We start from the raw sequence: 26,535 nt of genomic DNA on the forward strand, positions 1-26,535 counted from the left end.
CGGGATGAAACTCCCGATCGCCCTTCCTGCCTCCGCGGTGGCCCGCAACGCCCTGGTGCTGATCGCCGTCGTGGCGGGCGGGGCCGCGGTTTACTGGCTGCGGGGGATATTGACGCCGCTGGCCATGGCCATCTTCCTGATGATCATGATTGATGGCGTGAAGCGGTCGATCGAGACGCGGACGCCCGTTCCGAGCCGCTGGGCCGGGGTCGCGGCCCTGCTGGTGGTGGTTCTGGGTTTCATCGCCTCGATCGCCGTCATCACCAATGGCGCGCTGGGCTTCTTCGACCAGGCATCCGGTATCTCCACCCGAATCGGACCGCGCATCGACCAGATACTGCTCGATGTCTCGGAGCTGATCGGGGTGCAAACCGCGCCCACGGCGACCCAGCTGGTCGCCCGGCTGGATATCCCCGCCTACCTCGGGCAAGTCGCCGGACAGGCGTCGGGGGTTCTGGGCGGAGCCTTCTTCGTCATGGTCTATCTGGGCTTCCTGCTGGCGTCCCAGTCCGGGTTCCGGCGCAAGATCGTCGGCCTGTTCCCGGGCCGCGACTCTCGCCTGGAGGCGCTTGAAGTGTTCAACCGGGTCCGGGGCGGCGTTGAGGGCTATCTGTGGGTCCAGACCGTGACCGGGGCCATCATCTGCGCCGCCGCCTGGTTGCTGATGCGGGCGGTGGGTCTCCAGAACGCCGAGTTCTGGACCTTCGTCATCTTCATCGTGGCTTTCATTCCGGTGCTGGGCGGAGCGGTGGCCGGTCTGGCGCCCCCGATGTTCGCCCTGGTCCAGTTCGAGAGCTACTGGCCGGCGCTGATCCTCCTGATCGGCCTGCAGTTCATCCTTTTCGTCGTGGGCAATCTGATCCAGCCGCGGATGCAGGGCGACAACCAGAATATCGACCCGGTGGTGGTGCTGCTGTCCCTGGCGCTTTGGGGCGAGCTGTGGGGCGTGGTGGGCATGTTCCTGTCGACCCCTCTGGCGGTTATGGCCATGGCCGTCCTGGCCGAGTTCAAGGGGTCGCGCTGGATGGCCATCCTGTTGTCCGGCGATGGCGAACCCTATGCCGACGATGAAGAAACCCCGACGGCAAAACCAGCCCGGGCCCGCGTCAACCCGCCGCAGTCCAGGGCCCGCTGAGCGCCCCGGGCGCCCTTGATTGGCCACAACCGGCGCCTATTTCAGACCTGTCGCTGCGGCCCCTCCCCTCCTCAAGCCGCGGCGGAATAGATCGGCGCCAACCCTCCCCCCTCCTGGCGCCGGTCCGAAGCAGGCCGCCGAACGCAAGTTCGGCGGCCTTGTCGTTTCTGGCGGCGGTCAAGTGACCTGCGTCCCAATAGCCACACCCCACGTATGAGCTTCACCGCTGTTCCTCGCAGTCGGAACGCTGGCGTCCTCGCCCAAAGCCGGCCCCTGAAACGGGGCCGGCTTTGTCGTTTGGGGGTTTCCGAGCCGGGCCCGCTGGCCTAGTCAGGCGCCCTCCGACGTGGATGCTTGCCCAGGCGGCAAAGCGGCCTAGTCTGCCCCATCTCCCGGCGGCCTATTTGAGAGGTCGCGTCCACAAGAGACCTGCCCATGTCCGGCGAAACGGCCCCTGCGCACCCTCAGGCAATCACCCTGGAGGCGCTGGAGGCCAGCTTCGACCAGCTCTCGCCCGGCGCGTTGAGCGGCCCGGGCCGGGATTTCCTGCGCCAGGCCTGGGAGGACTACGCCGCCGACGAGACGCCTGAGCTCAGCGGTCCAGACATGGCCAACCTGCTCGCTCTCGCCTGGCGGGCGGCCGAAGGCCGGGCGCACGGCGAGCCGCCGCGGATCACCCTGTCGCCGCTTCACGCCGCGGACGGGATGCCGCTGGGCTATGACGTGCTCTTCGTCATCCAGGACGACCGACCCTTCCTCGTCGACAGCGTGATGGGCGAGCTGGCCGACGCCGGCGTGACGGTGCGGTCAATGTATCATCCGGTGACCGAGGAAGAGGGCGGGCGCGAGTCCAGCATCATCGTGATCCTGGATCCCCTGCCGCAGGAGCGGCGCGACGCCTTGGGCGAAGGCCTGGTCCGGACCCTGACCGACGTGGCCAGCGCGGTTGACGACCACGCCGGCATGGCGGCGCTGATGCATCGGTCGATCACCCATCTGGAAGCGCATCCGCAAGGGGTTGCGGCCGATGTGCTCGCCGAGAACCTGGCCTTCCTGCAGTGGCTGCAGGCCGATCATTTCGTGTTCCTCGGCGCCCGCGACTACGACTATCCACGCAGCAAGGACGGCGGTTATGAGGCCGAGGCGCCCCTGTCCCAGTCCGGCGTCGGCCTGGGCGTGCTGGCCGATCCGGAGCGCACCGTCCTGCGCCGCGCCAATGAACCGGCGGTGCTGACCCGGTCGATGAAGCGGCAGCTGGACCTGTCAGAGCCGGTGACGGTGGCCAAGGCCAATGTCCGCTCCCGCGTCCATCGCCGGGCCTATATGGACTATATCGGGGTCAAGCGGTTTGGGTCCGATGGCCGTCCTTCGGGTGAGACCCGCTTCGTCGGCCTGTTCACCGCCGAGGCCTATGACAAGACCGCGACACAGGTGCCGCTGGTCCGCCGCAAGGTCGCCAACGCCCTGGTCCGCGCGGGCAAGACGGCGGGCAGCCACAGCGAAAAGCGGCTCAAGAACATTCTGGAAAACTATCCCCGCGATGAACTCTTCCAGATCGAGGAGAGCGAACTGCTGGGGATCGCGCTCGGCATCCTGCACCTGCACGACCGCCCGCGGATCAGGACCTTTACCCGTCAGGATCCTTTCGACCGCTTCGTCTCGGTGCTGGCCTTCATCCCGCGCGAACGGTTCGACGCCTCGGTCCGTGAACGGATCGGCAATATCCTGGTCAAGGCCTGGGGCGGCCGTCTTTCGGCCTGGTATCCGCAGCTGTCGGACCAGCCTCTGGTCCGGATCCACTATATTATCGGCGTTACGCCGGGCAATCATCCGTGCCCGGATCAAGCCGCGCTCGACGCCGAGGTCGCCGAGGCGGGACGGAGCTGGGTTGACCGCTTCGAGAGCGCCCTGCGCGACGCGGACGTCAACGACGTCGCCGTCGGACCGCTCAGCGCCAAATGGGCCGAGGCTTTTGGCGCGGGCTATCGCGACCGCTATGACGCCCCCGAGGCTGTACGCGACCTGCAGGCCGTCGATTCCCTGAACAACACCGGACTGAACGACGGCGGCGAGCCGGTGGCGGTGCGGGCCTTCCGCATTGACCGGGACGGTCCGCTGAATTTCCGCTTCAAGCTCTATCGCCGGGGCGCCGCGGTGCCGCTGTCGGACGTCCTGCCGATCCTGGCCGACATGGGCCTGAAAACGCTTGAGGAATGGGGCCATGCCCTGCATCCGGCAGGTGAGGCCGAAATCCATGTCCATGAATTCCTCATGGAGGACCCGCGCGGCGGCGACCTGGATTTCGACGATGTAAAGGGTCCGTTCGAGACGGCCTTTGCAGCCGTCTGGACCGGGCGAACCGAAAGCGACGGCTTCAACCGGCTGGTGCTGGAACTGGGCGTTGACTGGCGCGAGGCGGCGCTGGTGCGGACCCTCGCCCGCTATCGCCAGCAGACCGGGCTCGATCCCAGCCAGGCGGTGCAGGAAGAGGCGCTGCGCGACTATCCGGCCGTGGCGCGGGGCCTGCTGGCCCTGTTCGCGGCGAAATTCGACCCCGCTGCGGGAGGCGACGCGGACAGCCGCGAGGCCGCGGTCGGAACGCTGGTCGCCGGGATCAATGACCTGCTTCAGGCGGTGAAGAGCCTCGACCACGACCGGGCCCTGCGCCGCATGGTTCTGCTGGTGCAGGCGATCAAGCGGACCAACTACTATCAGACCGGCCCCCACGGAGGGCCCAAGGCGCATATCTCGATCAAGATCGCCTCGCGCGAACTGGCCGACCTGCCCCTGCCCAAGCCGTTCCGCGAGATTTTCGTCTGGGCCCCGCATATCGAGGGTGTCCACCTGCGCTTCGGCCCCGTGGCGCGCGGGGGCCTGCGCTGGTCCGACCGCCGCGACGATTTCCGCACCGAGGTGCTGGGTCTGGTGAAGGCCCAGCAGGTCAAGAACGCCGTCATCGTGCCGGTAGGCTCCAAGGGCGGCTTCTTCCCCAAGCATCTGGCGGCCATCGTGCGCGCCGGCGGCGATCGCGACGCCCAGCAGGCGGAGGCCATCCGCGCCTACAAGACCTTCCTGTCCGGCTTGCTGGATATCACCGACAATATCGCCCCGGACGGCGCCGTGATCCCGCCGGCGCAGGTGGTCCGGTTCGAGGGCGACGATCCCTATCTGGTCGTGGCCGCCGACAAGGGCACAGCGACCTTCTCGGACATCGCCAACGGCATCTCGGCCGACTACGGCTTCTGGCTGGGCGACGCCTTCGCCTCGGGCGGGTCGGTCGGCTACGATCACAAGGTCATGGGCATCACCGCCCGCGGCGCCTGGGAGGCGGTCAAGCGCCACTTCCGCGAGATGGGCAAGGACATCCAGTCCCAGCCCTTCATCGTGGTCGGCGTCGGCGACATGTCGGGTGACGTGTTCGGCAACGGCATGCTGCTGTCCAAGGCCATCCAGCTGGTCGCCGCCTTCGACCATCGCGACATCTTCATCGATCCGACCCCGGATCCTGCCTCCAGCTGGATCGAACGCGACCGGATGTTCAAACTGCCGCGTTCGTCCTGGCAGGACTACGACAAGTCGAAGATTTCAAAGGGCGGCGGTGTCTTCCCGCGCTCGGCCAAGTCGATCGAACTGAGCCCCGAGATCAAGACTGCGCTCGACATCCAGGAAGATGTCGTCGACCCGGCGACGCTGATGAAGGCGATCCTGCTGGCCCCGGCCGAGCTGCTCTATTTCGGCGGCATCGGCACCTATGTGAAGGCGCCGAACGAGACCGACGCCCAGGTCGGCGACAAGGCCAATGACGCCATCCGCGTCGACGGCGCCGAGGTGCGCGCCAAGGTCATCGGCGAGGGCGCCAATCTGGGCCTGACCCAGGCCGGACGCATCGCCTTCGCCATGAGTGGGGGCCGTATCAACACCGACGCAATCGACAACTCAGCCGGCGTCGACAGCTCAGACCACGAGGTCAACATCAAGATCCTGACCGGGGCCGCCATCGCCTCGGGCGCGCTGAAGGCCGGCGACCGCAACGCCCTTCTGGCCTCGATGACCGACGAGGTCGGCCTCAAGGTGCTGGCGCACAACTACGATCAGACCCTGGCCGTGTCCCTGCAAGAGGCTGACGGCGCCGAGGCGCTTGATACCCAGCAGCGGTTTATGCAGTGGCTGGGCGCCAAGGGTAAGCTGGACCGCAAGGTCGAGGGCCTGCCCGACGATGTAAAACTGGCCGAGCGCAAGGTGAGCGGACAGGCCCTGACCCGGCCTGAACTGGCCGTCCTGACCGCCTATTCCAAGCTGGAGCTGTTCGACGAGATCGTCGGTTCGACTGCGCCGGACGACCCCTTCTTCAAACAAACGCTGGTCCGCTATTTTCCGGCCCCGCTGGCCAAATACGAAGCCGACATGCAGCGCCACCGCCTGCGTCGCGAAATCATCTCGACCATTCTGTCGAACGAGATCGTCAACATGTGCGGTCCCACCTTCCCCGAGCGGCTGCGGCTCTCTGCGCGGTGCGACACAGCGGCCATGGTCGTCGCCTTCGAGGCGGCCCGGCAGGTGTTCCGTCTCGACCAGGCCTGGGACCAGGTCTCGGCCCTGGACCTGAAGATATCGGCCGAAGCCCAGACGGTCCTGTATCAGGAGATCGCCACCGTCCTGCGGCGTCAGACCTTCTGGCTCTCGCGGCGGGCGATGCGGCCGGGCTGTCCGGTCGATGCCCTGGTCGCCGCCTATCGTCCGGCGGCGGACGCCCTGCGCGCAGCCGGCGGGACCGTGCTGTCCCGCTTCGAACAGGATCGGCTCGAGGGCCGGGTCCAGAGTTTCACCGCCCTGGGCGTGCCCGAGGCGATGGCGCGCGACTTCGCCATGCTGCGCCCGCTGGTCGCCACCGCCGACATTGGCGACCTGTCCCGTCAGGCAGGCTGGCCCGAACCGGGCATGGCCATGCTGTATCACCAGGTCGGCGCGGCCTTCGATTTCGACCGGTTGCGGGCAGGCGCGGGCAATGTGCCTTCGGCGGATCATTTCGACCGGCTGGCGGTGCGCCGCCTGATCGAGGATCTGATGGCCGAACAAGCCACCCTGACCCGCGCAGTCGCCAAGGCGTCGAACGTCTCGGTCGGGGCCAGCGAGGCCACGGCCGAGGCGGCCGTGGACGCCTGGATCGGACCGCGACAGGGGCTGGTCGAGGGGGTTCGCGCCTCAATCGACGAGATCGAGGCCTCGGGTTCGGGCTGGACCTTCGCCAAGCTGACCATCGCCAACAGCGTGATCCGTGAGATAGCTTCGTCAGCCGGCTGAGCCTTCTTGTTGGGCCGTGGTCGGAAGGCTCCGCCTTTTCGACCCGACGCGTCCTGGCGCTTCGCGCATGCGTCCCGGATCTGCTAGCTTGCGGGGCTGAGGGAGAGGCTGATGCCGCGCAAATTTCTGGTGGTCGTCGATGACAGTCCGGAGTTCGAGGCGGCGCTGCGATACGCGTCGCGGCGCGCCCGGTCGACCGGCGGTCGCGTCGCCCTGCTGCGCGTCATCCCCGCCGCCGCTTCGGACGCCCACTGGGCCGGGGTACGCGAAGAGATCGAGCGCCAGACCCGCGTCGAGGCGGAAGCCTTGTTGAACAGATGGGCGGAGGAGGCGGCGGAACGGTCCGGCGCGACGCCCGTGCTGCTGATCGAACGCGGCGAACCGCAGGACGCCATCCGCAAGGTCGTCGGCGAGGATATCGAGATCAAGATTCTCGTTCTGGCCGCAAGTGGAGGCGGACGCGGTCCGGGTCCACTCGTCTCGGCGGTGGTGAAGCAGGGCGCGGCCTTTACGGGGCGCAAACTGCCGGTCACCATCGTGCCGGGCGAGCTGACCGAGAAGGACATCGAGGATCTGGCGTGATTTTGGGCGCGTCTCCCTCCCCCGAAGTGGGGAGGGATGTCGGAGCGCAGCGACGACAGGGTGGGGAAGTTCAGGGCAGCGCAGACCGTGCGGCGGTTCCCCACCCGTCCGCTTTGCGGCCACCCTCCCCATGAGGGGAGGGAGACGTCGCTCTTGAAGCCGCCGCCGCCACGGCGCATTTGAGCGCCATGTTCATCCAGACCGAACCGACCCCCAATCCCAATGTCCTGAAATTCCTGCCGGGCCGCGATGTTGCGGCCGAACCACGGGAATTCCTCAACGCCGATGAGGCCGCTGCCTCGCCCCTGGCCGAGGCCCTGTTCGGACTCGAGAGCGTGGCGGGCGTGTTCTTCGGCGCGGACTATATCTCGGTGACGCGCCGGGCTGACGGTCTGGACTGGACGCAGATGAAGGCCCCGATCCTGGCCGGCATCATGGATCATTTCGTCTCGGGCGCACCGCTGATGCGCGAGGGGGCGGCCGACAGCGCCGACGCCGGCGAGGATTCCGAGATCGTGATCGAGATAAAGCAGTTGCTGGACAGCCGCGTTCGCCCGGCGGTGGCCCAGGACGGGGGCGACATCCTGTTCGACGCCTTTGACGAGGAAACGGGCGTGCTGACCCTGCGCATGCGCGGCGCCTGCGCCGGCTGCCCGTCGTCCACCGCCACCCTGAAGTCCGGGGTCGAGCAGATGATGAAACACTACATCCCTGAAGTGACCAGTGTCGAACAGGTGATCTGAGGCGCGCTCAAGCAGCGAGCCGCCGCGCGGCGAGCGATAGCGCCAAACATCCTGAAACGAATCCGTCCTCGCTTCCCCGGCCGGACGGCGCCATCATCGACCCATGCCCCGTTTCCAGAGCGACAGCGACGCCCGGCGTCTCGGCGAGGCCCTTGCGGCCCTGCGTCGCGACCGCGCCTTGAGCCAGGCCGAGGCCGGCCGCAAGGCGGGCATGACCAGCCAGGGCTGGGGTCTGTATGAGACCGGCAAACGCTCGGGCCTGTACCGCCCAGACGTCCAGCGCCGCCTGACCGCCGCTCTCGACGCCACCCCGGAAGACCTGCTGTTGCATCAGGGGTCGGCGATGCCGGGCATGGCGAGCGAAGGCAAGGCCTTCGTCCACGAGCCGGCGACGCGCCGGCTGCAACTGTCCAATGATGATCTGGCCCCCTGGGCCGCCTCGGGCGTGGTGGTGGAGTACGAGCCGGGCCGCTGGCCCCGGCGCGATCAGGGCTGCGTGATCGAAATGGCCGACGGCGAGGTTCGGGTCCGGCTCTATGAGGGGGCCGACGCCGATGCGCTGACCGTGCGCGGCGGTCCGGGCGGCCTGGCGGCGCATGAGCGGATCGCACGGTCCGAAACCCGCACCGTCTCCACTGTCGTGGCGCGGCTGGAGCGTTGAATGAAACGAAATCATTGCAACGTTTTCGTTTCCATGAAACAGTCCGCTCTCGAAGGGGAGGGAATGAACGGCCATGGCCAGGATCGGCGGACGAGACGAAGTCGATGCCTATGTCGGCGCACGCATCGGGCTGCGGCGCTCGGCGCTCGGCCTGTCCCAAAGCGCCCTTGCCCAGCAATTGGGGATCAGCTTCCAGCAGGTGCAGAAGTACGAAACGGGCCAGAACCGCATCTCCGCCTCGCGCCTGCACCGGGCGGCGACCGTGTTGGGAACCTCGGTGGAAACCTTTTTCCCGCCGGTCGAGACGGCGCGCGGCCTCGCCGACGACGGCTGGGAGACGCTGCGTTTTCTCACCGCGACCGTCGACGGCCGGTCGGTGGCGGCCGGCTTTCCGTTGATCGAGGACCGCGACGTTCGTCGGGCCGTGGCGCGCATCGTCCGGGCGCTGGCGCGGGGCGACTGACGGCGCCTCGAGCGGGAGTTTCGGCATGAAGCTGATGGTCGTCGATACGGCGTTGGGCCTTTGCACCGCCGGGGTGTTCGAGGTCGATGACGCCGGTGCGCGTCGGCTGGGCCTGCGGTCCGAGCCGATGGTGAAGGGCCATTCCGAACGCATCGCCGGTTTCGCCCGCGACGCGGCGGCGCAGGCGGGCGTGGCGTTTGCCGACCTCGATCGCATTGGCGTCACCGTCGGTCCGGGATCCTTCACCGGCCTGCGCGTCGGTCTGGCCTTCGCCCAGGGACTGGCGGCGGCGCTCGACCGGCCGGCGGTCGGCGTCTCGGCGCTGGACGCCCTCGCGGCCTCGGCGGGCGAGGCTCTGACGGTGGCGGCCCTGATCGATGCGCGGCGCGGTCAGGTCTACGCCCGGTTCTGGCGCGTGGGTGAGCCGGAAGGTCCCGCCGAAGCCCTGACCCTCGCTGCGGCGGCGGCCCGAATAGCGGCCATGGGGACCGCCGCCGTCCTCGTCGGCTCCGGCGCAGCCCTGTTCGCCGATATCGCAGCGGGAAGGACTGTCCTGACACCGGACGGGCCGGAGCCTGAGGTCCTTGCCCGGCTGGTGGCAGCGGCCGATCCGGCCTCCGCCCCGGCGCGGCCCCTCTATCTGCGTGCGCCTGATGCGACGCCGCCCACCCGTCTGCCGGGACAGGCCCGCGCGCCGGTCCGAACCGCATGACCGCCGCCGCCAAGGCCGCGCGCCTCGCCGACATTCACACGGCCGCCTTCCCCGCGCCCTGGGACGCCGCGGCCTTTGAGTCCCTGCTGACTCAGAGAGGCGTGTTCGTCATCGAGGAACCGGAGGGTTTCATCCTGCTTCGGGCGGTCGCCGACGAAGCGGAAATCCTGACCCTCGCTGTCCGCCCCGAAACGCGGCGGCGGGGCCTCGGCGCCCGACTGGTCCGTGAAGGCGGGGCGGCGGCAGCGGGGCGCGGCGCTACACGCCTGTTCCTTGAAGTGGCCGACGACAACACCGCCGCCCTCGCCCTTTACGCTCGCGCGGGCTTCGCCGAGGCCGGCCGACGCCCCGGCTACTACGCCCGCCCAGGGGGCGGCGAACAGGATGCGCTGATACTGGCTCTCAACTTGCCGGCGACGCTTCCCTAGCGCGGCCCGCCCGCCTATCCTGCCCGCCATGGACCGGATCGAGAAACTCTGCGCCGAGCGCGGCATGCGCATGACCGAGCAGCGTCGGGTGATCGCCCGCGTGCTGTCCAGCGCCGACGATCATCCGGATGTCGAGGAACTGTACCGCCGCGCCTCCGCCATCGACCCGCATATCTCGATCGCCACCGTCTATCGCACCGTCCGCCTGTTCGAAGAGGTCGGGGTGGTCGAGAAGCATGACTTCGGCGACGGGCGCAGCCGCTATGAAGAGGCCGGGGACGACCACCACGACCACCTGATCGACGCCAAATCCGGCGAGGTCTTCGAATTCTTCGACGCCGAGATCGAACGGCTTAAGACCGAGATCGCCGAACGTCTCGGTTTCAAGCTGATCGGCCACAAGCTGGAGCTCTACGGCGTTCCGATCGAGGGCGCCGAACCGTCCAAGCGCGAAGGGCTCATTTTCCGACGCCATTCGCACACCCACGACGATCTCGGCTCCTGACGGCCGGCCGCGACCTTGCCGTCGATGGCCCGGGCGATCATAGAACGCCCATGACCGAGACCCTGTTTCCGCCGCGGCCGGCGGACGAGACGGGCGCGCCGCGCAAGCGCCTGTTTATCAAGACTTACGGCTGCCAGATGAACGTCTATGACTCAGAGCGCATGGCCGATGTGCTGCGCCCGCTCGGCTATGCGACGACCGACACCGCCGAGGGCGCCGACTTCGTCATCCTCAACACCTGCCACATCCGCGAGAAGGCGGCCGAGAAGGTCTATTCCGAGCTCGGCAAGCTGCGGGTCATGAAGGAAGAACGGGCGGCGGCGGGGCAGGGGGCCATGACCATCGCCGTGGCCGGCTGTGTCGCCCAGGCTGAGGGCGAGGAGATCATGCGCCGTCAGCCGGCGGTCGATCTGGTGGTCGGTCCGCAGGCCTATCACCAGCTGCCCGAGCTTCTGACGCGCACGGCGCGGGCGCGAGGCGAACGGATCGGGGCCGATTTCGCCCCCAATGACAAGTTCGACGCCCTGCCGCTGACCCGCGGGGTCGACGGCCCAACCGCCTTTCTGACGGTGCAGGAGGGTTGCGACAAATTCTGTACCTTCTGCGTGGTGCCCTACACGCGCGGCGCTGAATGGTCGCGGCCGGTGGCGGCGGTGCTGGCCGAGGCGCGGGAGTTGGCCGACAAGGGCGTGCGCGAGGTCACCCTGCTGGGCCAGAACGTCAACGCCTATGACGGGGAGGGCCCGGACGGCGCGCCCTCAACCCTGGCCCGACTGGCCTATGCGCTGGCCGACATCCCGGGGATCGACCGCATCCGCTACACCACCAGCCATCCCAACGACATGTCGGACGACCTGATCGCCGCCCATGGTGCGCTGGAGGCCCTGATGCCGTGGTTGCACCTGCCCGTGCAGTCCGGCTCGGACCGCATCCTGCGCGCGATGAACCGCAAGCATGGGCGGCAGAAATATTTTGACCTGATCGACCGCGTCCGGGCGGCGCGGCCGGACATCGCCCTGTCCGGCGACTTCATTGTCGGCTTCCCCGGCGAGACGGACGCCGATTTCGAGCAGACGATGGATCTGGTGCGGCGCGCCGCTTACGCCTCGGCCTTCTCCTTCATGTATTCGCCGCGGCCCGGCACGCCCGCGGCCGGGATGGCGGGCCAGGTTCCCGCCGCCGTCGCGCGCGAGCGGCTGCATGGGCTGCAGGCTCTGTTGTGGGAGCAGCAGACGGCTTTCAACGCCGCCATGGCCGGACGGACCATGGATGTGCTGTTCGAGAAGAAGGGTCGTCAGCCCGGCCAGGCCATCGGCCGCTCGCCCTGGCTGCAGTCGGTCCATGTCGATGACGCGGATCATCTGATCGGCCGGATCGTTCCGGTCGTGATCGAACACGGCCGGCAGAATTCCCTGAAGGGTCGGCTGGTGAAACAGAAGGCGGTCCATGGCGCGTGAGAGTGAGTTTCTGGCCCTGGGCGACACCGCCCTTCGCGCCGTCATCGGTCCTAACAGCCGGCATCTGGCCCTGATCGAGGACCGGTTCAAGGTTCTGGTCGAGACCCCCGGCGGCGGCGTGTCCATCAACGGCTCGGCCCGCGACCGATCGCAGGCCAAACGTGTCATCGAGACGCTCGCCAGTCGAGCAGAGACCGGGGCCGAGATCACCGAGGCCGACGTGCGCACAGCCCTCGGCGCCGCCGCGGCCCAGTTACGGGCGGGGCAGGGGAGCGTGGCCCCCGACGCCATCGCATTGCCGGTCGGACGGCGCGGCGCCATCGCACCCAAGACGGCGGCCCAGGCCAATTATCTGGCCCTGCTGAGCCGTTGCGAGCTGACCTTCGGCGTCGGCCCGGCGGGGACGGGCAAGACCTTCCTTGCGGCGGCCTACGGCGCGTCTCTGCTGCGGCGTGGGCAGGTGGACCGGCTGGTCATCACCCGGCCGGCGGTCGAGGCGGGCGAGAAGCTGGGCTTTCTGCCCGGCGATCTGAACGAGAAGGTCGATCCCTATCTCGCCCCCATCTGGGAGGCGCTGAACGACATTCTCGGTCCTGACGACGTCCGCCGCCGGCGTGACAAGGGCGAGATCGAGGCGGCGCCGATCGCCTTCATGCGCGGACGGACGCTGGCCCACGCCTACATCATCGTCGACGAGGCCCAGAACACCTCGCGCCTGCAGATGAAGATGGTCCTGACCCGACTGGGCGAGGGCGCGCGCATGGTGGTGACCGGCGACCCGTCACAGGTCGATCTGCTGAACCCGCGGGATTCCGGTCTGAAACACGCCCTGCGCATCCTCGAAGACGTGAAGGGCGTGGGGGTCCAGCGGTTCGAGGCCCAGGATGTGGTGCGCCACGCCATGGTCGAGCGGATCGTGCGTGCCTATGACGCCGATACGGCCAGTCGCGGACCCGCCGCCGATCTGGAAGATCCCGATTCATGATTGAGGTGGAGGTCGAGGATGAGGCCTGGACCTCTGCCCTGCCCGACGCTGTGGCCTTGGTCGAGCGGGCCGCCGCCGCCGCACTGGGCGGGACCGAGGGGGATATCGTCGTCCTGCTGACGGACGATGCAGCGGTGCACGAGCTCAACGCCCGCTTCCGTGACCGGGCCCAGCCCACCAACGTCCTGTCCTTTCCCGCCGCCGAAAGCGCCGCGCCACATCTGGGCGACCTCGTCCTGGCCTTTGGCGTCTGCGTCACCGAGGCCGCGGCGCAGGGCAAGACCTTGGCGGATCATCTGACCCATCTGACCGTCCATGGCGTGTTTCACCTGCTGGGCCGGGACCATGTTGATGAGGCCGAGGCCGAGGCGATGGAGGCCGAGGAGCGAACCCTTCTTGCCACGCTGGGCGTCGCGGACCCATACAGGCCCCATGAACCTTCTTACGGCGACGCTTGACGACGACGGCCCCAATGACGAACGGGGCGCGCGGCTGATCCTGCGGTTCGGCCGGATCGGCCTTGCGCTGGCGGCGGGCGCCGGGGCGGCGCTGGCCCATCCGCCGTTCGGTCTCCTCCCGGGGCTGGCAGGCTATGCCCTGCTGATGTTTCTGGCGGAGCGTTCGACCTCGGTGCGCGGCGCCTTCTGGATGGGCTGGCTGTCCGGGTTCGCCTATTTTTTTATAAGCTGCTGGTGGGTGGCCGAGGCCTTTCTGGTCAATCCGGCCCAGGCCTGGATGGCGCCCTTCGCGGCCTCGCTTCTGCCGATCGGGCTGGGCCTGTTCTGGGGAACGGCGACGGGTCTCTACCGCCGGTTCCTGCCCGGCGGCGTCAAGCGGGCGCTGTTCTTCGCCGCCCTGTTCTGCCTGCTGGAATGGTTGCGCGGCCATGTCCTGACCGGCTTTCCGTGGAATCCCGCCGGAGCCAGCTGGAAGGCCGGCTCGGCGGCGTCCCAATTCGCGGCGGTGGCGGGGGTCTACGGGCTGAGCTTCGTCACCGTGGCGGCGGCCGCTGCGTTCGGGCCGCTGTTGGGGGCCGGTCCGCGCAAGGCCCGTATCGGCGCGGCGGTGCTGGGCGGGCTGGGGATTGTGGGGCTTCTGATCGGTGGCACGGTGCGGCTGTCGCAGGCTCGACTGGAGTTGACCGGCACGGTGGTGCGCATCGTCCAGGCCGATGTCGACCAGGAGTCCAAATGGACGCCCGAGGCCTATCGCGGCATCGTCGACCGCTATGTCAATCTGACCGCGCGGCCGGGCGCGGTGACGCCCGACCTGGTCATCTGGCCCGAGGGGGCCTTGCCTGCTTCGGCCAATCAGGTGTTTGCGCCCGGGTCGCCCGAGGCTATGGCCATCGCCGGCGCGGTGCAGCCGGGCCAGAGTTTGATCATGGGGCTGGGCCGCGGGCTTCCCGACCCCTCAGCGCCGGACGGCGCGCGTTATTTCAACAGCCTGTTCGTCCTGACCGATCAGGGTGGCGACGGGCTGAGCGTTACCGGCGTTTACGACAAATACCGGCTGGTGCCGTTCGGCGAATATCTGCCCGCGGCCGGCTTGTTGGGGGCGTTGGGCGTGCGCAGCCTGACGCACATGCCGACGGACTTCAGCGCCGGCCCGCGCCCCGCGCCGATCGACATTCCCGGCGCGCCGCGGACCCAGCCCCTGATCTGCTACGAGAGCCTCTATCCGGGTTTCACGCCCGGCGCCGCGGGCCGACCGGAGTGGATCGTCAACATCTCCAACGACGCCTGGTTCGGCCGCAGCTCCGGGCCGCTCCAGCATCTGAATCTGGCCAGCTATCGCGCCATCGAGACCGGGCTGCCGGTGGTGCGCTCCACGCCCACCGGGGTCTCGGCCATGATCGATCCCTGGGGTCGGGTGATCGGCGACCAGAGGCTGGAGCCGGGCGAAAGCGGGGTTATCGACGCGCGTCTGCCCCGGCCGACGACGGTGACCCTCTACGGGCGCTTCGGCGACCTGCTGTTCTGGCTGGCGGTGCTCGCCGGACTGGGGACGGCCGTGCCGTGGATACGTCTGCGCCGGAGCGTTTCGCCGCCCGATTCGACCCCAACTCGATGAATTCACGCCCTGCGAGAGCAGGAAATCCGGTTACTCAACCGGGGCTGGACGGTGCGGCGTTGTTTTTGCAATTTTTAATGACAGGGACGAATCGCGAGCGCATTCAGGCATTGCGGAGCAACCGAAGGACGAACGGACGATGGCGAGAGGCAAGGGCGAGGATGGTCCTCATCCGGTGGACCGGCATGTTGGGCGGCGTGTATGCGAGAAGCGCCTGGCGCTCGGCTACAATCAAAGCGACCTCGGTCGCGCCCTGGGTCTGACCTTTCAGCAGATCCAGAAATACGAGAAGGGCGCCAACCGTGTCTCAGCCTCCAAGCTCTGGGACATCGCGCGCTTCTTCAAGGTCGACATCGGCTATTTCTTTGAGGGTCTGACCGGCGCCCAGATCGCCGGCATGGCCGAGGGCGGCGCCGCCTTCGAGCACGACTTTCCGGCCACGCGCTACACCATCGAAATCAGCCGTCTGGCGCCCCAGCTGTCCACCCGCCAGCAGAAACTGGCGCTGGAGTTGATCCGCGACATGGCCGACCGCAAGGAACAGGACCAGGACTGACCGCCCCGTCCGGCGCGGCCGGTCTCTGGTCCTTCTACTCCTCCGACGATCCCGTGCGCCGCCGGCCGAAATTCGGCGCGGCGTCCTTCTGTTCCGCCCAGTAGGCAGCCCCGTCGCGCGGCTTGAACATGGTCTTGGGTACGCCGTCCCGCGACACCACCGCAAAGGTGTTGGTCGAAGCCTGGTACAGCAGCACATCGCCATTCGGGCGCTCGGCCCGGTCCGTCCCGACGGGCGGACGCGACGTGAAGGCCCGGACCTTTGTCAGATAGTCCTGTGCCGTAGCCGCGCCGAAGTCGGCCCCGTTGCGCTCGAACAGCCGGGCGATCTTGGCGTCGACGGTTTCGCGCCGATTGGCGGTCAGCGCGGGCCGGGCCTTCCCCGGAGCGGCATCGCCGGCCTCAGCCGGGGCGCCGGTCGCGGCGGTCAGCGTCGCCTCGGATCCCTCAGCCGCGCGCTCGCGCGTCTCGACGGCCGAGCCGCCGTTGCCACACCCGGCCAGCCCCAGCAACGCCGCAGCCAGCCAAATCGAACCCTTGTTGGCTATCACGAAACTCTCCTTTGGTTGAAATGTGCCGAGCACAAGATAACCACAGGTGGGATGTATCCCCTATGGACATGTAACGCGGTGATGGGCCGTTCGTATAAGTTGCGGCTTGCGAGGGAGAGCAGTCGTGACGCAAGAGAACTTGATACCGGACGGGCTCGTCGCGGGATCACGACACACGTCCGATGTCGTAACGGCGGACGATCGGTTTTTTGCGCAGGCGGACAACACGCTTGTCGCTGTGTTGCCTCTGCCTTTTCCGCAGGTACAGGTAACGTTCCTGTCTATTCGTGTCCGCTATCTGACTCAGACCATAGAGGTTGTTCGCGTCGATGCATCAACTGGCATGATCGAGGGTCTCCCCCCAAGCTATCAGGGCGAGTCACAAGCCACCGATATCGGCGGTGTGCGATTCAACCCGGACATTGCCCTGGATCTGGGCTTGGCGTTGATCGCCCAAGCCAAGCTGTTGCTGCCCAGCGAGATTGTAGAGGCGAAAATTGCCGCAGCTGGCCTAGCCGCGCCGTAACCGCATGGAGAAGTCATTCATTGGCCGCATTGCGGTTGCTGGGGCTATGGCTGGATCAACATGGATTCAGAGCACCCCCGTGCAGCCCGTTTCGGGTGTTAACCCCACCTCTTCATTCGACACGAAGGCCAGCGGCCCCCATATACCTGTGCAACGGGCACCGATCATGAGCGAACCCACAAGCACATATTCGAGGGTCGAGATCGACGCGAAGCTCGAAGTAGCCGCCGAACGGGTGCGCGCCGACCACAACGGCTTGGAGGGCAAGATCGAGGTGGTTCGGAGAGACATCGAGGCCTTGGCCAAGGGCCAGGACCAAGTTTTGAAATCCCTTTCCGTGCTGTCTGAGATGCCCACCAAGAGCGACCTGCGAGATTGGCGGAATCATTGGACGGTGGTGGCTGTGGCCGGAGTCGCATTGATCGTGGGCGGCATCATTGGTGGTCTGGCTTGGATTAAGCCGGACGCACCGCAGCCGTCCGCCGCTTCGCCGATCGTTGTGCAAATCCCGCAGCCTGTGGCACCAACCCCGGCTCCGGCACGATGACAGACCCCGACGAACGCTTTGACCGTCTGCTGGACGCGATGGTCAAGAAGCCCCCGCTGGACGTTTCACCGAAGGAACAGCCAGAGAGTGAGGACGATCTGCGCGAGGACGACGGCGACTAGCGCCGCGATCAGCCAGCCCTCGCGCTTGTCTCTCACGCGCCTCTCGGGAACGACAGCAGCAGCAGGTCGAACATCATGTGCGGCGACCGGCGCAGGTTGTAGCGGAACTCAAACTCGTTGAGGTACGTCTGCATGTGCTTCTGGCTGACCGAGATATAGGTGCCATTGATGCCGCGCTTCACGAGGTTCCAGAAGCCCTCGACGTGACCCGTGGTCTGGCCGTTGACCTTCAACTCCCCGGCGCTGCGCTTGATCGTGGTGTGCTGGTGACCTTGGCCCATACGCAGGACGGAAGAGAACGACACTTCGGCGTCTGACACGACATGGGTTCCCGGCTTGAGGCTGGCGCGCAGCGTGGCGGAAATCGCCGCCAGACGGCGCTGGGGCAGGTGGCGGGCGATGACGCTGCCACGGCGCTCGATCATGCCGAGAACGACCTTCTTGTTGTCCAGCTTGTCGTCGGAGTCCGCACGGCCACCGATGAAGCCGTGGTCAACCTCGACCGGCTGGCCGTCAAAGCCGCCGATAGCGTCGTCGCCGTCCACATAGCCCATGTACTGGCGAACCAGCTTGCACATGCGCCAAGCCGTTTTGTACGTCACGCCGATCTCGCGCTGGACACGCTTCGCCGCCACGCCGTTCCGGGTCGAGGTGAAGAGGAACATCACATAGAACCAGTCGCGGAGGCTCGTCCGGGTCTTCTGGAAGGGCGTCCCGGCGGTCGGATAGACCTGATAGCCGCAATGCTCGCACTCATACGAACGGCGGGCCTTCACGCGGTAATAGCGGGCCTCCCGCTCGCACTTGGCGCAGGTGTGTTTGGCCCCGTAGCGAACCAGCTTCAGATGCTCAAGGCAGCTGTCTTCCGTGGGGAACCGCGCCTGAAACTGGCGGAGGGTCGGGCCTTTAGGGGTGCGGGTCGTTTCCATGGACCCAATATGCCACATCCGGCTCTACATGTCTAGAGGGGATACATCCCCCACAGGTCATGTGTTCGTGCAATGTTCTTGTTTGGCCCGGTTCCTCTCGACGCCGCCCGGCCGCATCGCTAGATCAGCGGCATGACCACGGCCCCGCTGTCCGGACGCAAAATCCTGCTGATCGTCGGCGGCGGCATCGCCGCCTACAAGGCGTTGGAGTTGGTGAGGCTGCTGAAGAAGGCCGGGGCCGAGGTACGGGCGATCCTGACAGAAGCCGGCGCTGCCTTCGTCACACCCCTGTCCCTGGCCGCCCTGACCGCCCATCCGGTGCGCAGTGAACTGTTCCTGCCCGATGACGAGACGGCCATGGGCCATATCGAACTGTCGCGCTGGGCCGATCTGGTGGTCGTGGCGCCGGCGACGGCGGGGTTGATCGCCAAGGCGGCCAACGGTCTGGCTGACGACCTGGCTTCGACGACGCTGCTGGCCACTGACAAGCGGGTGCTTCTGGCTCCGGCCATGAATGTGCGGATGTGGTTGCACCCGGCGGTGCAAGCGAACATGGCGCGGCTCCAGGCCTTCACCGGCTTCCATGGCGTCGCGGTGGTCGGGCCGGACGAGGGCGAAATGGCCTGCGGCGAGTTCGGCCCCGGCCGGATGGCGGAAGCCGCGGCGATCCTGACCGCCATCGAAGACCTGCTGGCCGGTCCCGATGGACGGCCGCTGGCGGGACGACGGGCCGTGGTCACCGCCGGACCGACGTTTGAGCCGATCGACCCGGTGCGCGGTCTGACCAATCGCTCCAGCGGCAAACAGGGCTACGCTATCGCCGAGGCCTTGGCCCGGCTGGGGGCGCGGGTGACGTTGGTGTCCGGTCCTGTGGCCCTGGCCGCGCCGGTCGGCGTCGACCGCCTGTGGGTCGAGACGGCGCGCGAGATGCGGGCGGCGGTGATGGCGGCCCTGCCCGCGGATATTGCCGTCATGAGCGCCGCGGTCGCCGATTGGCGTGTCGACGGCGTCGCCTCGGGCAAGATCAAGAAGGCGCCCGGCGGTCCGCCATCCCTGGCCCTGATCGAGAACCCGGACATCCTCGCGGGCATTTCCGCCCCGGGAAAGAAGCGGCCGAAACTGGTGGTCGGTTTCGCGGCCGAAACCACGGACCTCGAGGCCAACGCGCGCAGCAAGCTGTCGCGCAAGGGCTGCGACTGGATCGTGGGCAATGACGTCTCAGACGACGTCTTCGGCGCCGACGGCAATACGGTCACCCTGTTCACCCGCGACGGTTCGGCCGAAACCTGGCCGCGTCAGTCCAAGGCCGAGGTGGCGCGGAAGCTCGCGGCCCGGATCGCCGATCATTTCAAAGCCTGAAAGCCTCGCCCGCATGACCACCGTCCGCGTCGAACGCCTGCCCCATGCCGAGGGCCTGCCCCTGCCGGCCTATGAGACCGGCGGCTCGGCCGGCATGGACCTGCGGGCGGCAGTCCCGGAGAACGCACCGGTGACCTTGGCGCCCGGCGCCCGGGTGCTGGTGCCCACGGGGCTGAAGATCGCGCTGGAGCCCGGATTCGAGGCGCAGGTCCGGCCGCGCTCGGGGCTGGCGCTGAAACACGGCCTGACCTGCCTGAATTCGCCCGGCACGATCGACAGCGACTACCGCGGCGAGGTCGGCGTCATCCTGATCAACCACGGACAGGAGCCGTTTGTCATCCGACGCGGCGAACGCATCGCCCAGATGGTCATTGCCCGGCACGAACAGGCGGCCATGATCGAGGTCACGGCGCTGGACGAGACCGCGCGCGGCGCTGGCGGATTCGGCTCGACCGGACGATAAGCGGAGCCATTCTCGCCAACCTGCGTTAATCTTGTGTCCGGCCAAGCTTGGGCCGCATCCAGGAGGTTGGCGTAATGGAGTCCTTGTTCGATTCGATCGGTGCGTTTCTGACCGGCGTGTTTGGCCTCGCCCAGGGCGGGTTCGACACCATCAATCAGGTCACCGGCCTGATCATCGCGGTGATCGCGACGTTCATGATGCCCGCCTGGAGCCGGCTGTGGGCCACGTCGCTGGGGGCCGCCTTTGTCTTCATTCTGGTCGGTCTGCTGCGCCCGATGCTCGACGGCGGCGCCTTTGTGATGCCGCCCCTGCTGACGCTGGGCTTCTGGATGACCGTGCTGGCGCTGTTCCTCGGCTTTGCCGTGGTGATCGCGGTGATGTTCTTCATCAAGTCGCTGTTCACGGGCGGCCACGGCCACCGCAAACACGCGCACTGAGGACCAAAGGTTCTCAGCATCTTGTTGGGCCGCGGTCGTCGGCCCTTCGGGACCTCCCGACCCGACCCGACCCGACCCGACGCGGCCTGGCGCTTCGCGCAGGCGTGCCGGAAAAATCTGGAGTCTGCGCTCAAGTAGTGGGCGACCGCGTCGCGAACGTAGCGCCCTCCGGCAGGCGGTGAGCCTGCCAAGGCCTATGCCTGCCGGAATCCCAGCACGTCCTGCATGTCGTAGAGGCCGGGCTTGCGGCTGCGGACCCAGGCGGCGGCGGCCACGGCGCCGCGGGCGAACAGCGACCGGTCGATAGCCGAATGGCTGAGCGTCAGGGTCTCGTCCTCGGAGGCGAACAGGACGGTGTGCTCGCCGATCACGCCGCCGGCCCGCAGCGAGGCGAAGCCGATCTTGCCGACCTCCCGCTCGCCGGTGATGCCGTTGTACGGCGCGGTCCGGACATCGGCCAGATCGACGTCACGGCCACTGGCGGCGGCCTCGCCCAGCATCAGGGCGGTGCCCGACGGCGCATCGGCCTTCCTGCGGTGGTGGTTCTCCAGCACCTCGATGTCCCAGTCGGCCGCGTCCAGCCGCTGGGCTGCGTGTTCCACCAGTCCGATCAATATGTTGACGCCCAGCGAGAAGTTTCCGCTACGGACGATGGCGATCTTCTCCCCCGCCTTGAGGATTTCTGCGTCCTGCTCCGGCGTCAGGCCGGTCGAGCCGATCACCAGGGCGGGGCCGCCGCGTTCGGCGCAGGTCTGCGCCAGCTCGACCGAGGCGTCGGGGGTCGAGAAGTCGATGATCACGTCGCACAGCGACAGGTCGGGCGTCTCGCCGCGGTCGAACCGGACGGCCACGACCACGTCCTCGCGGGCGTCCAGAACCGCCGAGACGGCTCGGCCCATTCGGCCGCGCGCGCCGGAAATGCCGGCGTGGAAGATGGCGCTCAACTCAGACCCCTGTCAGTTCGCAGCCATTGTGAAGGGTTTCTGCCGGACCGTCATCCCAACACCGCTCCGTCATCCTCGGGCTTGACCCGAGGATCAGATGCGGGCCCGCAGAACGGGCGGGGCGGCCTCGAAAAATCAGGGCCGAAACAGGCGTCGCGCACCGGACGTTCCGGCCCTCGGGTCAAGCCCGAGGATGACGGAGAAGGGGTGGGTGGTCCTACTGCGGCGTTTCGGAGCCCACGATGTCGGCCCAGAAGCGTTTGGCCTTGCCGGCGAAGGACGAGTTGCGCGGGGTCTGGCTCTCGCCCAGTGAGGCGGCCAGTTCCTGAAGCAGTTCCTTCTGATGGGCGGTCAGCTCGGTCGGCGTCTCGACGAACAGTTCGACAACCAGATCGCCGCGGTTCTTGCCGTTCAGATGCGGCATGCCCTTGCCCTTGATGCGCACGGTCTTGCCGGTCTGGGCCCCCGCGGGGACGCTGACGGGGGCCCGGCAGCGGCCGTCGCAGGCTTCGGAGGTCAGGCAGGGGGCGTCGATCTCCCCGCCGAGGGCCGCCGTGGTCATGGGCACAGGCACGGTGACCAGCAGGTCGAGGTTGTCGCGCTCGAACAGTTCGTGGGGCGTGACCGAGATGAAGACATAGAGGTCGCCACGCGGGCCGCCGCGCGTACCGGCGTCGCCCTCGCCCGACAGGCGGATGCGCGAGCCGTCGTCGACTCCGGCCGGGATCTTGAGCTGCAGCTTGCGGTTCCGGCGCACCTGACCGTGGCCGGCGCAGGTGGTGCAGGCGTCCGAGGCCGGCAGGCGGGTGCCCGCGCCGCCGCAATGGGGGCAGGTCCGCTCGACCTGGAAGAAGCCGTTGGCCGACCGTACGCGGCCGGCACCCTGGCAGGTGGTGCAGGTGGCGGCCTTGGCGCCCTTGCGGGCTCCGGAGCCCTCGCAGGTCTCGCAGGCGGCGGTGGTCGGGACGGCGATCTCGACGTCGGAGCCCTTGTAGGCCTGCTCCAGGGTGATCTCGAGGTCGTAGCGCAGGTCCGAGCCGCGGCGCGGGCCGTGCTGGCGCGCGCCCCCGCCTTGTCGTCCGCCGAAGACGTCCCCGAATGCGTCGCCGAAGACCTGGGAGAAGATGTCATTGACGTCGGTGAAGCCCTGACCCTGTCCGCCGAACCCGCCGCCGCCGACGCCCGCATGGCCGAACCGGTCATAGGCGGCCCGTTTCTGGTCGTCCGACAGCACGGAATAGGCCTCGGAAATCTCCTTGAAGCGGGCCATGGAGTCGTCGCACCCGCCGTTGCGGTCAGGGTGGTGCTGCATCGCCAGCTTGCGATAGGCGGCCTTCAGGCCGGCGGCGTCGATGACCCGCTCGACCCCGAGGATTTCGTAATAGTCACGCGTCGCCATCCGGCGTTCGTCCTCTTACCCTGCCGACCCGTCTGACATGGGCGCCCGGGGGGATGATGCAAGTTTGTCGCCTCCCTGTTGCGAAGCAACGGGGAGGGGGACCGCGCGCAGCGTGGTGGAGGGGCTCTTTCCGTTCCATGAACGACAGAGCCCGAGGCAGGCAGCCCCTCCACCGCTTCGCGGTCCCCCTCCCCATCCGCAAGCGCGGACGGGGAGGAGACGGTGCTCAGGCGCTCTTCTTCTTCTCGTCGTCGTCGGGCGAGACTTCCTCGAACTCGGCGTCGACCACGCCGTCGTCGGCGGTGGCTGTGGCGTCGTCGCCTTCACCCGAACCCTGGGCCTGGGCGTACATCGCCTCGCCCAGCTTCATCGAAGCCTGGACCAGGGTGTTGGTCTTCGTCCGGATGTCTTCCGGGTCTGTGCCGTCCTTCGCCGTCTTCAGCTCTGCCAGGGCGGTCTCGATCGCGGCCTTCTCGTCGGCCCCGACCTTGTCGCCGTGCTCGGCCAAGGCCTTTTCGGTCGAATGGATCAGGCTGTCGGCGGCGTTGACCGCCTCGACCATTTCCTTCCTGGCCTTGTCGGACGCCGCGTTGGCCTCGGCTTCCTTGACCATCTTGTCGATATCCGCGTCCGACAGGCCGCCGTTGGCCTGAATGCGGATCGACTGTTCCTTGTTGGTCGCCTTGTCCTTGGCGGTCACATGGACGATCCCGTTGGCGTCGATGTCGAAGGCGACCTCGATCTGCGGCATGCCGCGCGGCGAGGGCGGAATGCCCATCAGGTCGAACTGGCCCAGCACCTTGTTGTCGGCCGCCATCGGCCGTTCGCCCTGGAAGACCCGGATCGTCACGGCCGACTGATTGTCGTCGGCAGTCGAAAAGACCTGGCTCTTCTTGGTCGGGATGGTGGTGTTGCGTTCGATCAGCGGGGTGAAGACGCCGCCGAGGGTCTCGATGCCCAGGGTCAGCGGCGTCACGTCCAGCAGCAGCACGTCCTTGACGTCGCCTTGCAACACGCCGGCCTGAACGGCGGCGCCCAGCGCCACGACCTCATCAGGGTTGACGCCCTTGTGCGGCTCCTTGCCGAAGAATTTCTTCACGGCCTCCTGGACCATCGGCATGCGGGTCATGCCGCCGACCAGCACCACCTCGTCGATGTCCGAGGCCTTCAGGCCCGCGTCCTTCAGCGCCTTGGCGCAGGGCTCGATGGTGCGCTGGACCAGGTCTTCGACGAGGGCCTCCAGCTTGGCGCGCGACAGCTTGATGTTCAGGTGCAGCGGGCCCGAGGCGTTCATGGTGATGAACGGCAGATTGACCTCGTACTGGGCGACCGAGGACAGTTCCTTCTTGGCCTTTTCGGCCTCTTCCTTCAGACGCTGCAGGGCCAGTTTGTCGGAGCGCAGATCGACGCCCTGCTCCTTCTTGAACTCGTCGGCCAGATAGTCGACCAGACGCAGGTCGAAGTCCTCGCCGCCCAGGAAGGTGTCGCCGTTGGTCGACTTGACCTCGAACACGCCGTCGCCGATCTCCAGGATCGAGACGTCGAAGGTGCCGCCGCCGAGGTCATAGACGGCGATCTTCTGACCATCGTTCTTGTCCAGGCCATAGGCGAGGGCGGCCGCGGTCGGCTCGTTGATGATGCGCAGGACTTCCAGGCCGGCGATCTTGCCGGCGTCCTTGGTCGCCTGACGCTGGGCGTCGTTGAAATAGGCCGGCACGGTGATGACGGCCTGGGTCACGGTCTCGCCGAGGTAGGCCTCAGCGGCCTCCTTCATCTTGCCGAGGGTGAAGGCCGAAATCTGCTGGGGCGAATAGTCCTTGCCGTTGGCGCGCACCCAGGCGTCGCCGGTCGGGCCCTTGACGATCTCGTAGGGCACCATCTTCTTGTCCTTGGCGACCACGGGGTCGTCGAACGAGCGGCCGATCAGGCGCTTGATGGCGAAGAAGGTGTTGGTCGGGTTGGTCACGGCCTGACGGCGCGCCGGCTGACCCACCAGGGTCTCGCCGCCGTCCTGGATGGCGATGACGGAGGGCGTGGTGCGATTGCCCTCGGCGTTCTCGATGACCTTGGGGGTCTTGCCCTCCATGACGGCCACGCACGAGTTGGTGGTGCCCAGGTCGATGCCGATGATCTTGGCCATAGTGGTCTTTCACTCCATTTCAGCGGGCGATGCGGCGGCCTTTTAAAGCGAAGCGCCGCGCGTGACCGCCCCTGGTGTCAGGGTCTTTGGTCGGTTGGTACGGTTCCGGCCCCAAAGCCCCACGAACTGCGGGGATTTACGGCGGTTGAGGCCGATATGGGAAACACCCCCCCTGCCGCAAGCCCCAAACGGCCTTGAGGGACGATTCAGCAATCAGGGTCCGTCAGATGCAGCCCCGGTCGGGAGATGACATAACGCCGTCATCGCCGCACCGATGAAGGTCCGGCCGCTGGGAGATACTGACGTGAACACCTTCAAGACCATCGCTCGCGCCGCACTGATCATTGCGGCCCTGGGCGCCGCATCCGTCGCCGCCGCCGAGCCCGTGGTCGCCGCCGACAAGGCCGCCGTTTCGGCGCCGGTCCAGTCCCGCGACGGCCTGAACCGCCGGGTGCGCATCCACAACAACACCGGCTGGACCATGCTGCGCTTCTACGCCTCCGACTCGCGCGTCACGTCATGGGAGGAAGACATGCTGGGCCGCGGCACCCTGGCCGCCGGCAACAGCATCATGATGAACATCGACGACGGCTCGGGCACCTGCCTGTATGACTTCAAAGCCGAGTTCACCAACGGTCAGGTGCTGACGCGCTTCAACATCAACGTCTGCCAGATCGCCGACTACTACTACACGCGTTGATTTTGGGGCGCTAACGCTCGCCCGCCAGGGCGCATGGCGACCGGACCCCTCCACCGCTTCGCGGTCCCCTCCCCACGCTCGCGTGGGGAGGAAACGCGGTCGCCCGCTGCTTGAGCGCTCCAGAGACCGCGCCTACCTTGGGCGATGGCTTCCGCGCACGAGATCGATACGGGAATGGAGGGCTTCCGGTTCTGGCCGGGAGCCCTTTCCGCGTCGGAACAGGCGGATCTGCTGGCTGAGGTGCTGGCCGCCGTGGAACGGGCGCCTTTCTACCGCCCCGTGACGCCGGGCGGGCGGCCGTTTTCGGTGGAGATGACCAGCCTGGGGCCTCTGGGCTGGGTCTCGGACCGGGCCGGGTACCGCTACCAGCCGACCCACCCGGCGACCGGCGCGCCATGGCCGCCCATGCCGGAGCGACTGACCAACCTTTGGCGCGACCTGACCGGCTGGCCGGAGCCGCCCGACGCCTGTCTGGTTAACCGCTATCGGGACCAGGCGAAGATGGGAATGCACCAGGACCTCGACGAGTTCGATCACAGCGCGCCCGTCCTGTCGGTCTCCCTCGGCGATGCGGCGGTGTTCCGGATCGGCGCGGCCGCTGGCGGGCCGACGCGGACAGTGCGGCTGGCCTCGGGCGATGTCTGCGCCCTGACTGGTCCGGCGCGGCTGGCGCGCCACGGGATCGACCGGGTGGTCGCGGGTTCCTCGACCCTGGTTCCTGGCGGTGGCCGGATCAATCTGACGCTTCGAAAGGCCGGTCCAGCTTCACGGCAAACGTGACTCGACGGCGGGCGCAGGCGCGGCCAGTCTTCCGCCTC

General features: G+C 67.6%; 27 protein-coding genes. 22 read left to right on the forward strand and 5 right to left on the reverse strand.

The features are described 5' to 3' along the window. The first annotated feature begins 4 nt into the window (after positions 1-4). The 14 genes from Q8K49_RS14060 to Q8K49_RS14125 all read left to right on the forward strand — a co-directional run bounded on the left by Q8K49_RS14060 (position 5) and on the right by Q8K49_RS14125 (position 15,601). On the forward strand, positions 5-1,135 hold the full coding sequence (locus Q8K49_RS14060; RefSeq protein WP_305306717.1) for an AI-2E family transporter: 1,131 nt from the start codon (positions 5-7) through the stop codon (positions 1,133-1,135). 435 nt (positions 1,136-1,570) lie between these two features. Beyond that, complete coding sequence (locus Q8K49_RS14065; RefSeq protein ID WP_305306718.1) at positions 1,571-6,436, forward strand: NAD-glutamate dehydrogenase; 4,866 nt, start codon at positions 1,571-1,573, stop codon at positions 6,434-6,436. A gap of 111 nt (positions 6,437-6,547) precedes the next feature. Continuing rightward, on the forward strand, positions 6,548-7,018 hold the full coding sequence (locus Q8K49_RS14070; RefSeq protein WP_305306719.1) for a universal stress protein: 471 nt from the start codon (positions 6,548-6,550) through the stop codon (positions 7,016-7,018). A 188-nt stretch (positions 7,019-7,206) separates the two neighbouring features. Further along, a complete protein-coding gene (locus Q8K49_RS14075; protein ID WP_305306720.1) occupies positions 7,207-7,761 on the forward strand; it encodes a NifU family protein in 555 nt (184 codons plus the stop codon). A 103-nt stretch (positions 7,762-7,864) separates the two neighbouring features. Next, positions 7,865-8,422: a helix-turn-helix domain-containing protein gene (locus tag Q8K49_RS14080; RefSeq protein WP_305306721.1), complete on the forward strand. Its 558-nt coding sequence runs from the start codon at positions 7,865-7,867 to the stop codon at positions 8,420-8,422. A gap of 73 nt (positions 8,423-8,495) precedes the next feature. Next, on the forward strand, positions 8,496-8,885 hold the full coding sequence (locus Q8K49_RS14085) for a helix-turn-helix domain-containing protein (RefSeq protein ID WP_305306722.1): 390 nt from the start codon (positions 8,496-8,498) through the stop codon (positions 8,883-8,885). Positions 8,886-8,910: 25 nt separating this feature from the next. Then, positions 8,911-9,597 carry a tRNA (adenosine(37)-N6)-threonylcarbamoyltransferase complex dimerization subunit type 1 TsaB gene (gene tsaB / locus Q8K49_RS14090; protein ID WP_305306723.1) on the forward strand — a complete coding sequence of 229 codons (687 nt, stop codon included), beginning with the start codon at positions 8,911-8,913 and terminating at the stop codon, positions 9,595-9,597. Beyond that, entirely contained in the window at positions 9,594-10,025 is a 432-nt protein-coding gene (gene rimI / locus Q8K49_RS14095) for a ribosomal protein S18-alanine N-acetyltransferase (RefSeq protein ID WP_305306724.1), read from the forward strand. Before tsaB ends, rimI begins: the two co-directional genes overlap by 4 nt. 28 nt (positions 10,026-10,053) lie before the next feature. Continuing rightward, positions 10,054-10,530, forward strand: coding sequence for a Fur family transcriptional regulator (locus Q8K49_RS14100; protein WP_305306725.1), 477 nt, complete (start codon positions 10,054-10,056; stop codon positions 10,528-10,530). Between the two features lie 50 nt (positions 10,531-10,580). Beyond that, positions 10,581-11,987, forward strand: coding sequence for a tRNA (N6-isopentenyl adenosine(37)-C2)-methylthiotransferase MiaB (gene miaB / locus Q8K49_RS14105; RefSeq protein WP_305306726.1), 1,407 nt, complete (start codon positions 10,581-10,583; stop codon positions 11,985-11,987). Further along, entirely contained in the window at positions 11,977-12,972 is a 996-nt protein-coding gene (locus tag Q8K49_RS14110) for a PhoH family protein (RefSeq protein ID WP_305306727.1), read from the forward strand. Before miaB ends, Q8K49_RS14110 begins: the two co-directional genes overlap by 11 nt. Further along, the gene (gene ybeY, locus Q8K49_RS14115) at positions 12,969-13,430 is read left to right on the forward strand and encodes an rRNA maturation RNase YbeY (protein ID WP_305306728.1); all 462 of its coding nucleotides are present in this window, start codon (positions 12,969-12,971) and stop codon (positions 13,428-13,430) included. Before Q8K49_RS14110 ends, ybeY begins: the two co-directional genes overlap by 4 nt. Then, the gene (lnt, locus tag Q8K49_RS14120; RefSeq protein ID WP_305306729.1) at positions 13,405-15,045 is read left to right on the forward strand and encodes an apolipoprotein N-acyltransferase; all 1,641 of its coding nucleotides are present in this window, start codon (positions 13,405-13,407) and stop codon (positions 15,043-15,045) included. Before ybeY ends, lnt begins: the two co-directional genes overlap by 26 nt. A 139-nt stretch (positions 15,046-15,184) precedes the next feature. Beyond that, a complete protein-coding gene (locus tag Q8K49_RS14125; RefSeq protein ID WP_305306730.1) occupies positions 15,185-15,601 on the forward strand; it encodes a helix-turn-helix domain-containing protein in 417 nt (138 codons plus the stop codon). Positions 15,602-15,635: 34 nt separating this feature from the next. Here Q8K49_RS14125 and Q8K49_RS14130 read toward each other — a convergent pair whose 3' ends face one another. After that, positions 15,636-16,151 carry an S-type pyocin family protein gene (locus Q8K49_RS14130; protein WP_305306731.1) on the reverse strand — a complete coding sequence of 172 codons (516 nt, stop codon included), beginning with the start codon at positions 16,149-16,151 and terminating at the stop codon, positions 15,636-15,638. Positions 16,152-16,275: 124 nt separating this feature from the next. Here Q8K49_RS14130 and Q8K49_RS14135 point away from each other — a divergent pair, with 124 nt between their 5' ends. The 3 genes from Q8K49_RS14135 (at position 16,276) to Q8K49_RS14145 (ending at position 17,346) form a co-directional block, all read left to right on the forward strand. Then, positions 16,276-16,677 carry a hypothetical protein gene (locus Q8K49_RS14135; RefSeq protein ID WP_305306732.1) on the forward strand — a complete coding sequence of 134 codons (402 nt, stop codon included), beginning with the start codon at positions 16,276-16,278 and terminating at the stop codon, positions 16,675-16,677. Between the two features lie 166 nt (positions 16,678-16,843). Next, entirely contained in the window at positions 16,844-17,224 is a 381-nt protein-coding gene (locus tag Q8K49_RS14140) for a hypothetical protein (RefSeq protein ID WP_305306733.1), read from the forward strand. Continuing rightward, a complete protein-coding gene (locus Q8K49_RS14145; RefSeq protein ID WP_305306734.1) occupies positions 17,221-17,346 on the forward strand; it encodes a hypothetical protein in 126 nt (41 codons plus the stop codon). Before Q8K49_RS14140 ends, Q8K49_RS14145 begins: the two co-directional genes overlap by 4 nt. A gap of 32 nt (positions 17,347-17,378) precedes the next feature. Here the strand turns inward: Q8K49_RS14145 and Q8K49_RS14150 are convergent, their stop codons facing one another. Continuing rightward, complete coding sequence (locus tag Q8K49_RS14150) at positions 17,379-18,275, reverse strand: IS1595 family transposase (RefSeq protein ID WP_305306735.1); 897 nt, start codon at positions 18,273-18,275, stop codon at positions 17,379-17,381. A 132-nt stretch (positions 18,276-18,407) separates the two neighbouring features. On the opposite strand from Q8K49_RS14150, the gene coaBC reads away from it, so the two are divergent. From coaBC to Q8K49_RS14165, 3 genes are all read left to right on the forward strand, one after another. Beyond that, positions 18,408-19,634, forward strand: coding sequence for a bifunctional phosphopantothenoylcysteine decarboxylase/phosphopantothenate--cysteine ligase CoaBC (gene coaBC / locus Q8K49_RS14155; protein WP_305306736.1), 1,227 nt, complete (start codon positions 18,408-18,410; stop codon positions 19,632-19,634). A gap of 13 nt (positions 19,635-19,647) precedes the next feature. Continuing rightward, the gene (gene dut / locus Q8K49_RS14160) at positions 19,648-20,097 is read left to right on the forward strand and encodes a dUTP diphosphatase (RefSeq protein ID WP_305306737.1); all 450 of its coding nucleotides are present in this window, start codon (positions 19,648-19,650) and stop codon (positions 20,095-20,097) included. Between the two features lie 74 nt (positions 20,098-20,171). Next, positions 20,172-20,534 (forward strand): hypothetical protein, encoded by a 363-nt coding sequence (locus Q8K49_RS14165; RefSeq protein WP_305306738.1) that lies wholly within the window; start codon positions 20,172-20,174, stop codon positions 20,532-20,534. A 194-nt stretch (positions 20,535-20,728) separates the two neighbouring features. Here the strand turns inward: Q8K49_RS14165 and dapB are convergent, their stop codons facing one another. The 3 genes from dapB to dnaK form a co-directional block, all read right to left on the reverse strand. After that, positions 20,729-21,478: a 4-hydroxy-tetrahydrodipicolinate reductase gene (gene dapB, locus Q8K49_RS14170; RefSeq protein WP_305306739.1), complete on the reverse strand. Its 750-nt coding sequence runs from the start codon at positions 21,476-21,478 to the stop codon at positions 20,729-20,731. 217 nt (positions 21,479-21,695) lie between these two features. Beyond that, positions 21,696-22,877 carry a molecular chaperone DnaJ gene (gene dnaJ, locus Q8K49_RS14175; RefSeq protein WP_305306740.1) on the reverse strand — a complete coding sequence of 394 codons (1,182 nt, stop codon included), beginning with the start codon at positions 22,875-22,877 and terminating at the stop codon, positions 21,696-21,698. A 226-nt stretch (positions 22,878-23,103) separates the two neighbouring features. Beyond that, a complete protein-coding gene (gene dnaK / locus Q8K49_RS14180; RefSeq protein WP_305306741.1) occupies positions 23,104-25,017 on the reverse strand; it encodes a molecular chaperone DnaK in 1,914 nt (637 codons plus the stop codon). A gap of 304 nt (positions 25,018-25,321) precedes the next feature. Between dnaK and Q8K49_RS14185 the strand changes: the two genes are divergently transcribed. After that, a complete protein-coding gene (locus Q8K49_RS14185; protein ID WP_305306742.1) occupies positions 25,322-25,717 on the forward strand; it encodes a hypothetical protein in 396 nt (131 codons plus the stop codon). Positions 25,718-25,861: 144 nt separating this feature from the next. Continuing rightward, entirely contained in the window at positions 25,862-26,497 is a 636-nt protein-coding gene (locus tag Q8K49_RS14190) for an alpha-ketoglutarate-dependent dioxygenase AlkB (protein WP_305306743.1), read from the forward strand. Positions 26,498-26,535 lie beyond the last annotated feature (38 nt).

Source organism: Brevundimonas sp. (assembly GCF_030682035.1).
Classification (GTDB): domain Bacteria; phylum Pseudomonadota; class Alphaproteobacteria; order Caulobacterales; family Caulobacteraceae; genus Brevundimonas.

Bases quoted from the DNA above. Each gene is read 5' to 3' on its own strand.
- Q8K49_RS14125 (WP_305306730.1), top strand. From the start codon at position 15,185: ATGGCGAGAGGCAAGGGCGAGGATGGTCCTCATCCGGTGGACCGGCAT.
- Q8K49_RS14065 (WP_305306718.1), top strand. From the start codon at position 1,571: ATGTCCGGCGAAACGGCCCCTGCGCACCCTCAGGCAATCACCCTGGAG.
- Q8K49_RS14140 (WP_305306733.1), top strand. From the start codon at position 16,844: ATGAGCGAACCCACAAGCACATATTCGAGGGTCGAGATCGACGCGAAG.
- Q8K49_RS14165 (WP_305306738.1), top strand. From the start codon at position 20,172: ATGGAGTCCTTGTTCGATTCGATCGGTGCGTTTCTGACCGGCGTGTTT.
- rimI (WP_305306724.1), top strand. From the start codon at position 9,594: ATGACCGCCGCCGCCAAGGCCGCGCGCCTCGCCGACATTCACACGGCC.
- Q8K49_RS14150 (WP_305306735.1), bottom strand. From the start codon at position 18,275: ATGGAAACGACCCGCACCCCTAAAGGCCCGACCCTCCGCCAGTTTCAG.
- Q8K49_RS14085 (WP_305306722.1), top strand. From the start codon at position 8,496: ATGGCCAGGATCGGCGGACGAGACGAAGTCGATGCCTATGTCGGCGCA.
- lnt (WP_305306729.1), top strand. From the start codon at position 13,405: ATGAACCTTCTTACGGCGACGCTTGACGACGACGGCCCCAATGACGAA.
- dnaJ (WP_305306740.1), bottom strand. From the start codon at position 22,877: ATGGCGACGCGTGACTATTACGAAATCCTCGGGGTCGAGCGGGTCATC.
- Q8K49_RS14075 (WP_305306720.1), top strand. From the start codon at position 7,207: ATGTTCATCCAGACCGAACCGACCCCCAATCCCAATGTCCTGAAATTC.
- Q8K49_RS14100 (WP_305306725.1), top strand. From the start codon at position 10,054: ATGGACCGGATCGAGAAACTCTGCGCCGAGCGCGGCATGCGCATGACC.
- tsaB (WP_305306723.1), top strand. From the start codon at position 8,911: ATGAAGCTGATGGTCGTCGATACGGCGTTGGGCCTTTGCACCGCCGGG.
- ybeY (WP_305306728.1), top strand. From the start codon at position 12,969: ATGATTGAGGTGGAGGTCGAGGATGAGGCCTGGACCTCTGCCCTGCCC.
- Q8K49_RS14190 (WP_305306743.1), top strand. From the start codon at position 25,862: ATGGCTTCCGCGCACGAGATCGATACGGGAATGGAGGGCTTCCGGTTC.
- miaB (WP_305306726.1), top strand. From the start codon at position 10,581: ATGACCGAGACCCTGTTTCCGCCGCGGCCGGCGGACGAGACGGGCGCG.
- Q8K49_RS14145 (WP_305306734.1), top strand. From the start codon at position 17,221: ATGACAGACCCCGACGAACGCTTTGACCGTCTGCTGGACGCGATGGTC.
- coaBC (WP_305306736.1), top strand. From the start codon at position 18,408: ATGACCACGGCCCCGCTGTCCGGACGCAAAATCCTGCTGATCGTCGGC.
- dut (WP_305306737.1), top strand. From the start codon at position 19,648: ATGACCACCGTCCGCGTCGAACGCCTGCCCCATGCCGAGGGCCTGCCC.
- dnaK (WP_305306741.1), bottom strand. From the start codon at position 25,017: ATGGCCAAGATCATCGGCATCGACCTGGGCACCACCAACTCGTGCGTG.
- Q8K49_RS14110 (WP_305306727.1), top strand. From the start codon at position 11,977: ATGGCGCGTGAGAGTGAGTTTCTGGCCCTGGGCGACACCGCCCTTCGC.
- Q8K49_RS14080 (WP_305306721.1), top strand. From the start codon at position 7,865: ATGCCCCGTTTCCAGAGCGACAGCGACGCCCGGCGTCTCGGCGAGGCC.
- Q8K49_RS14070 (WP_305306719.1), top strand. From the start codon at position 6,548: ATGCCGCGCAAATTTCTGGTGGTCGTCGATGACAGTCCGGAGTTCGAG.
- Q8K49_RS14060 (WP_305306717.1), top strand. From the start codon at position 5: ATGAAACTCCCGATCGCCCTTCCTGCCTCCGCGGTGGCCCGCAACGCC.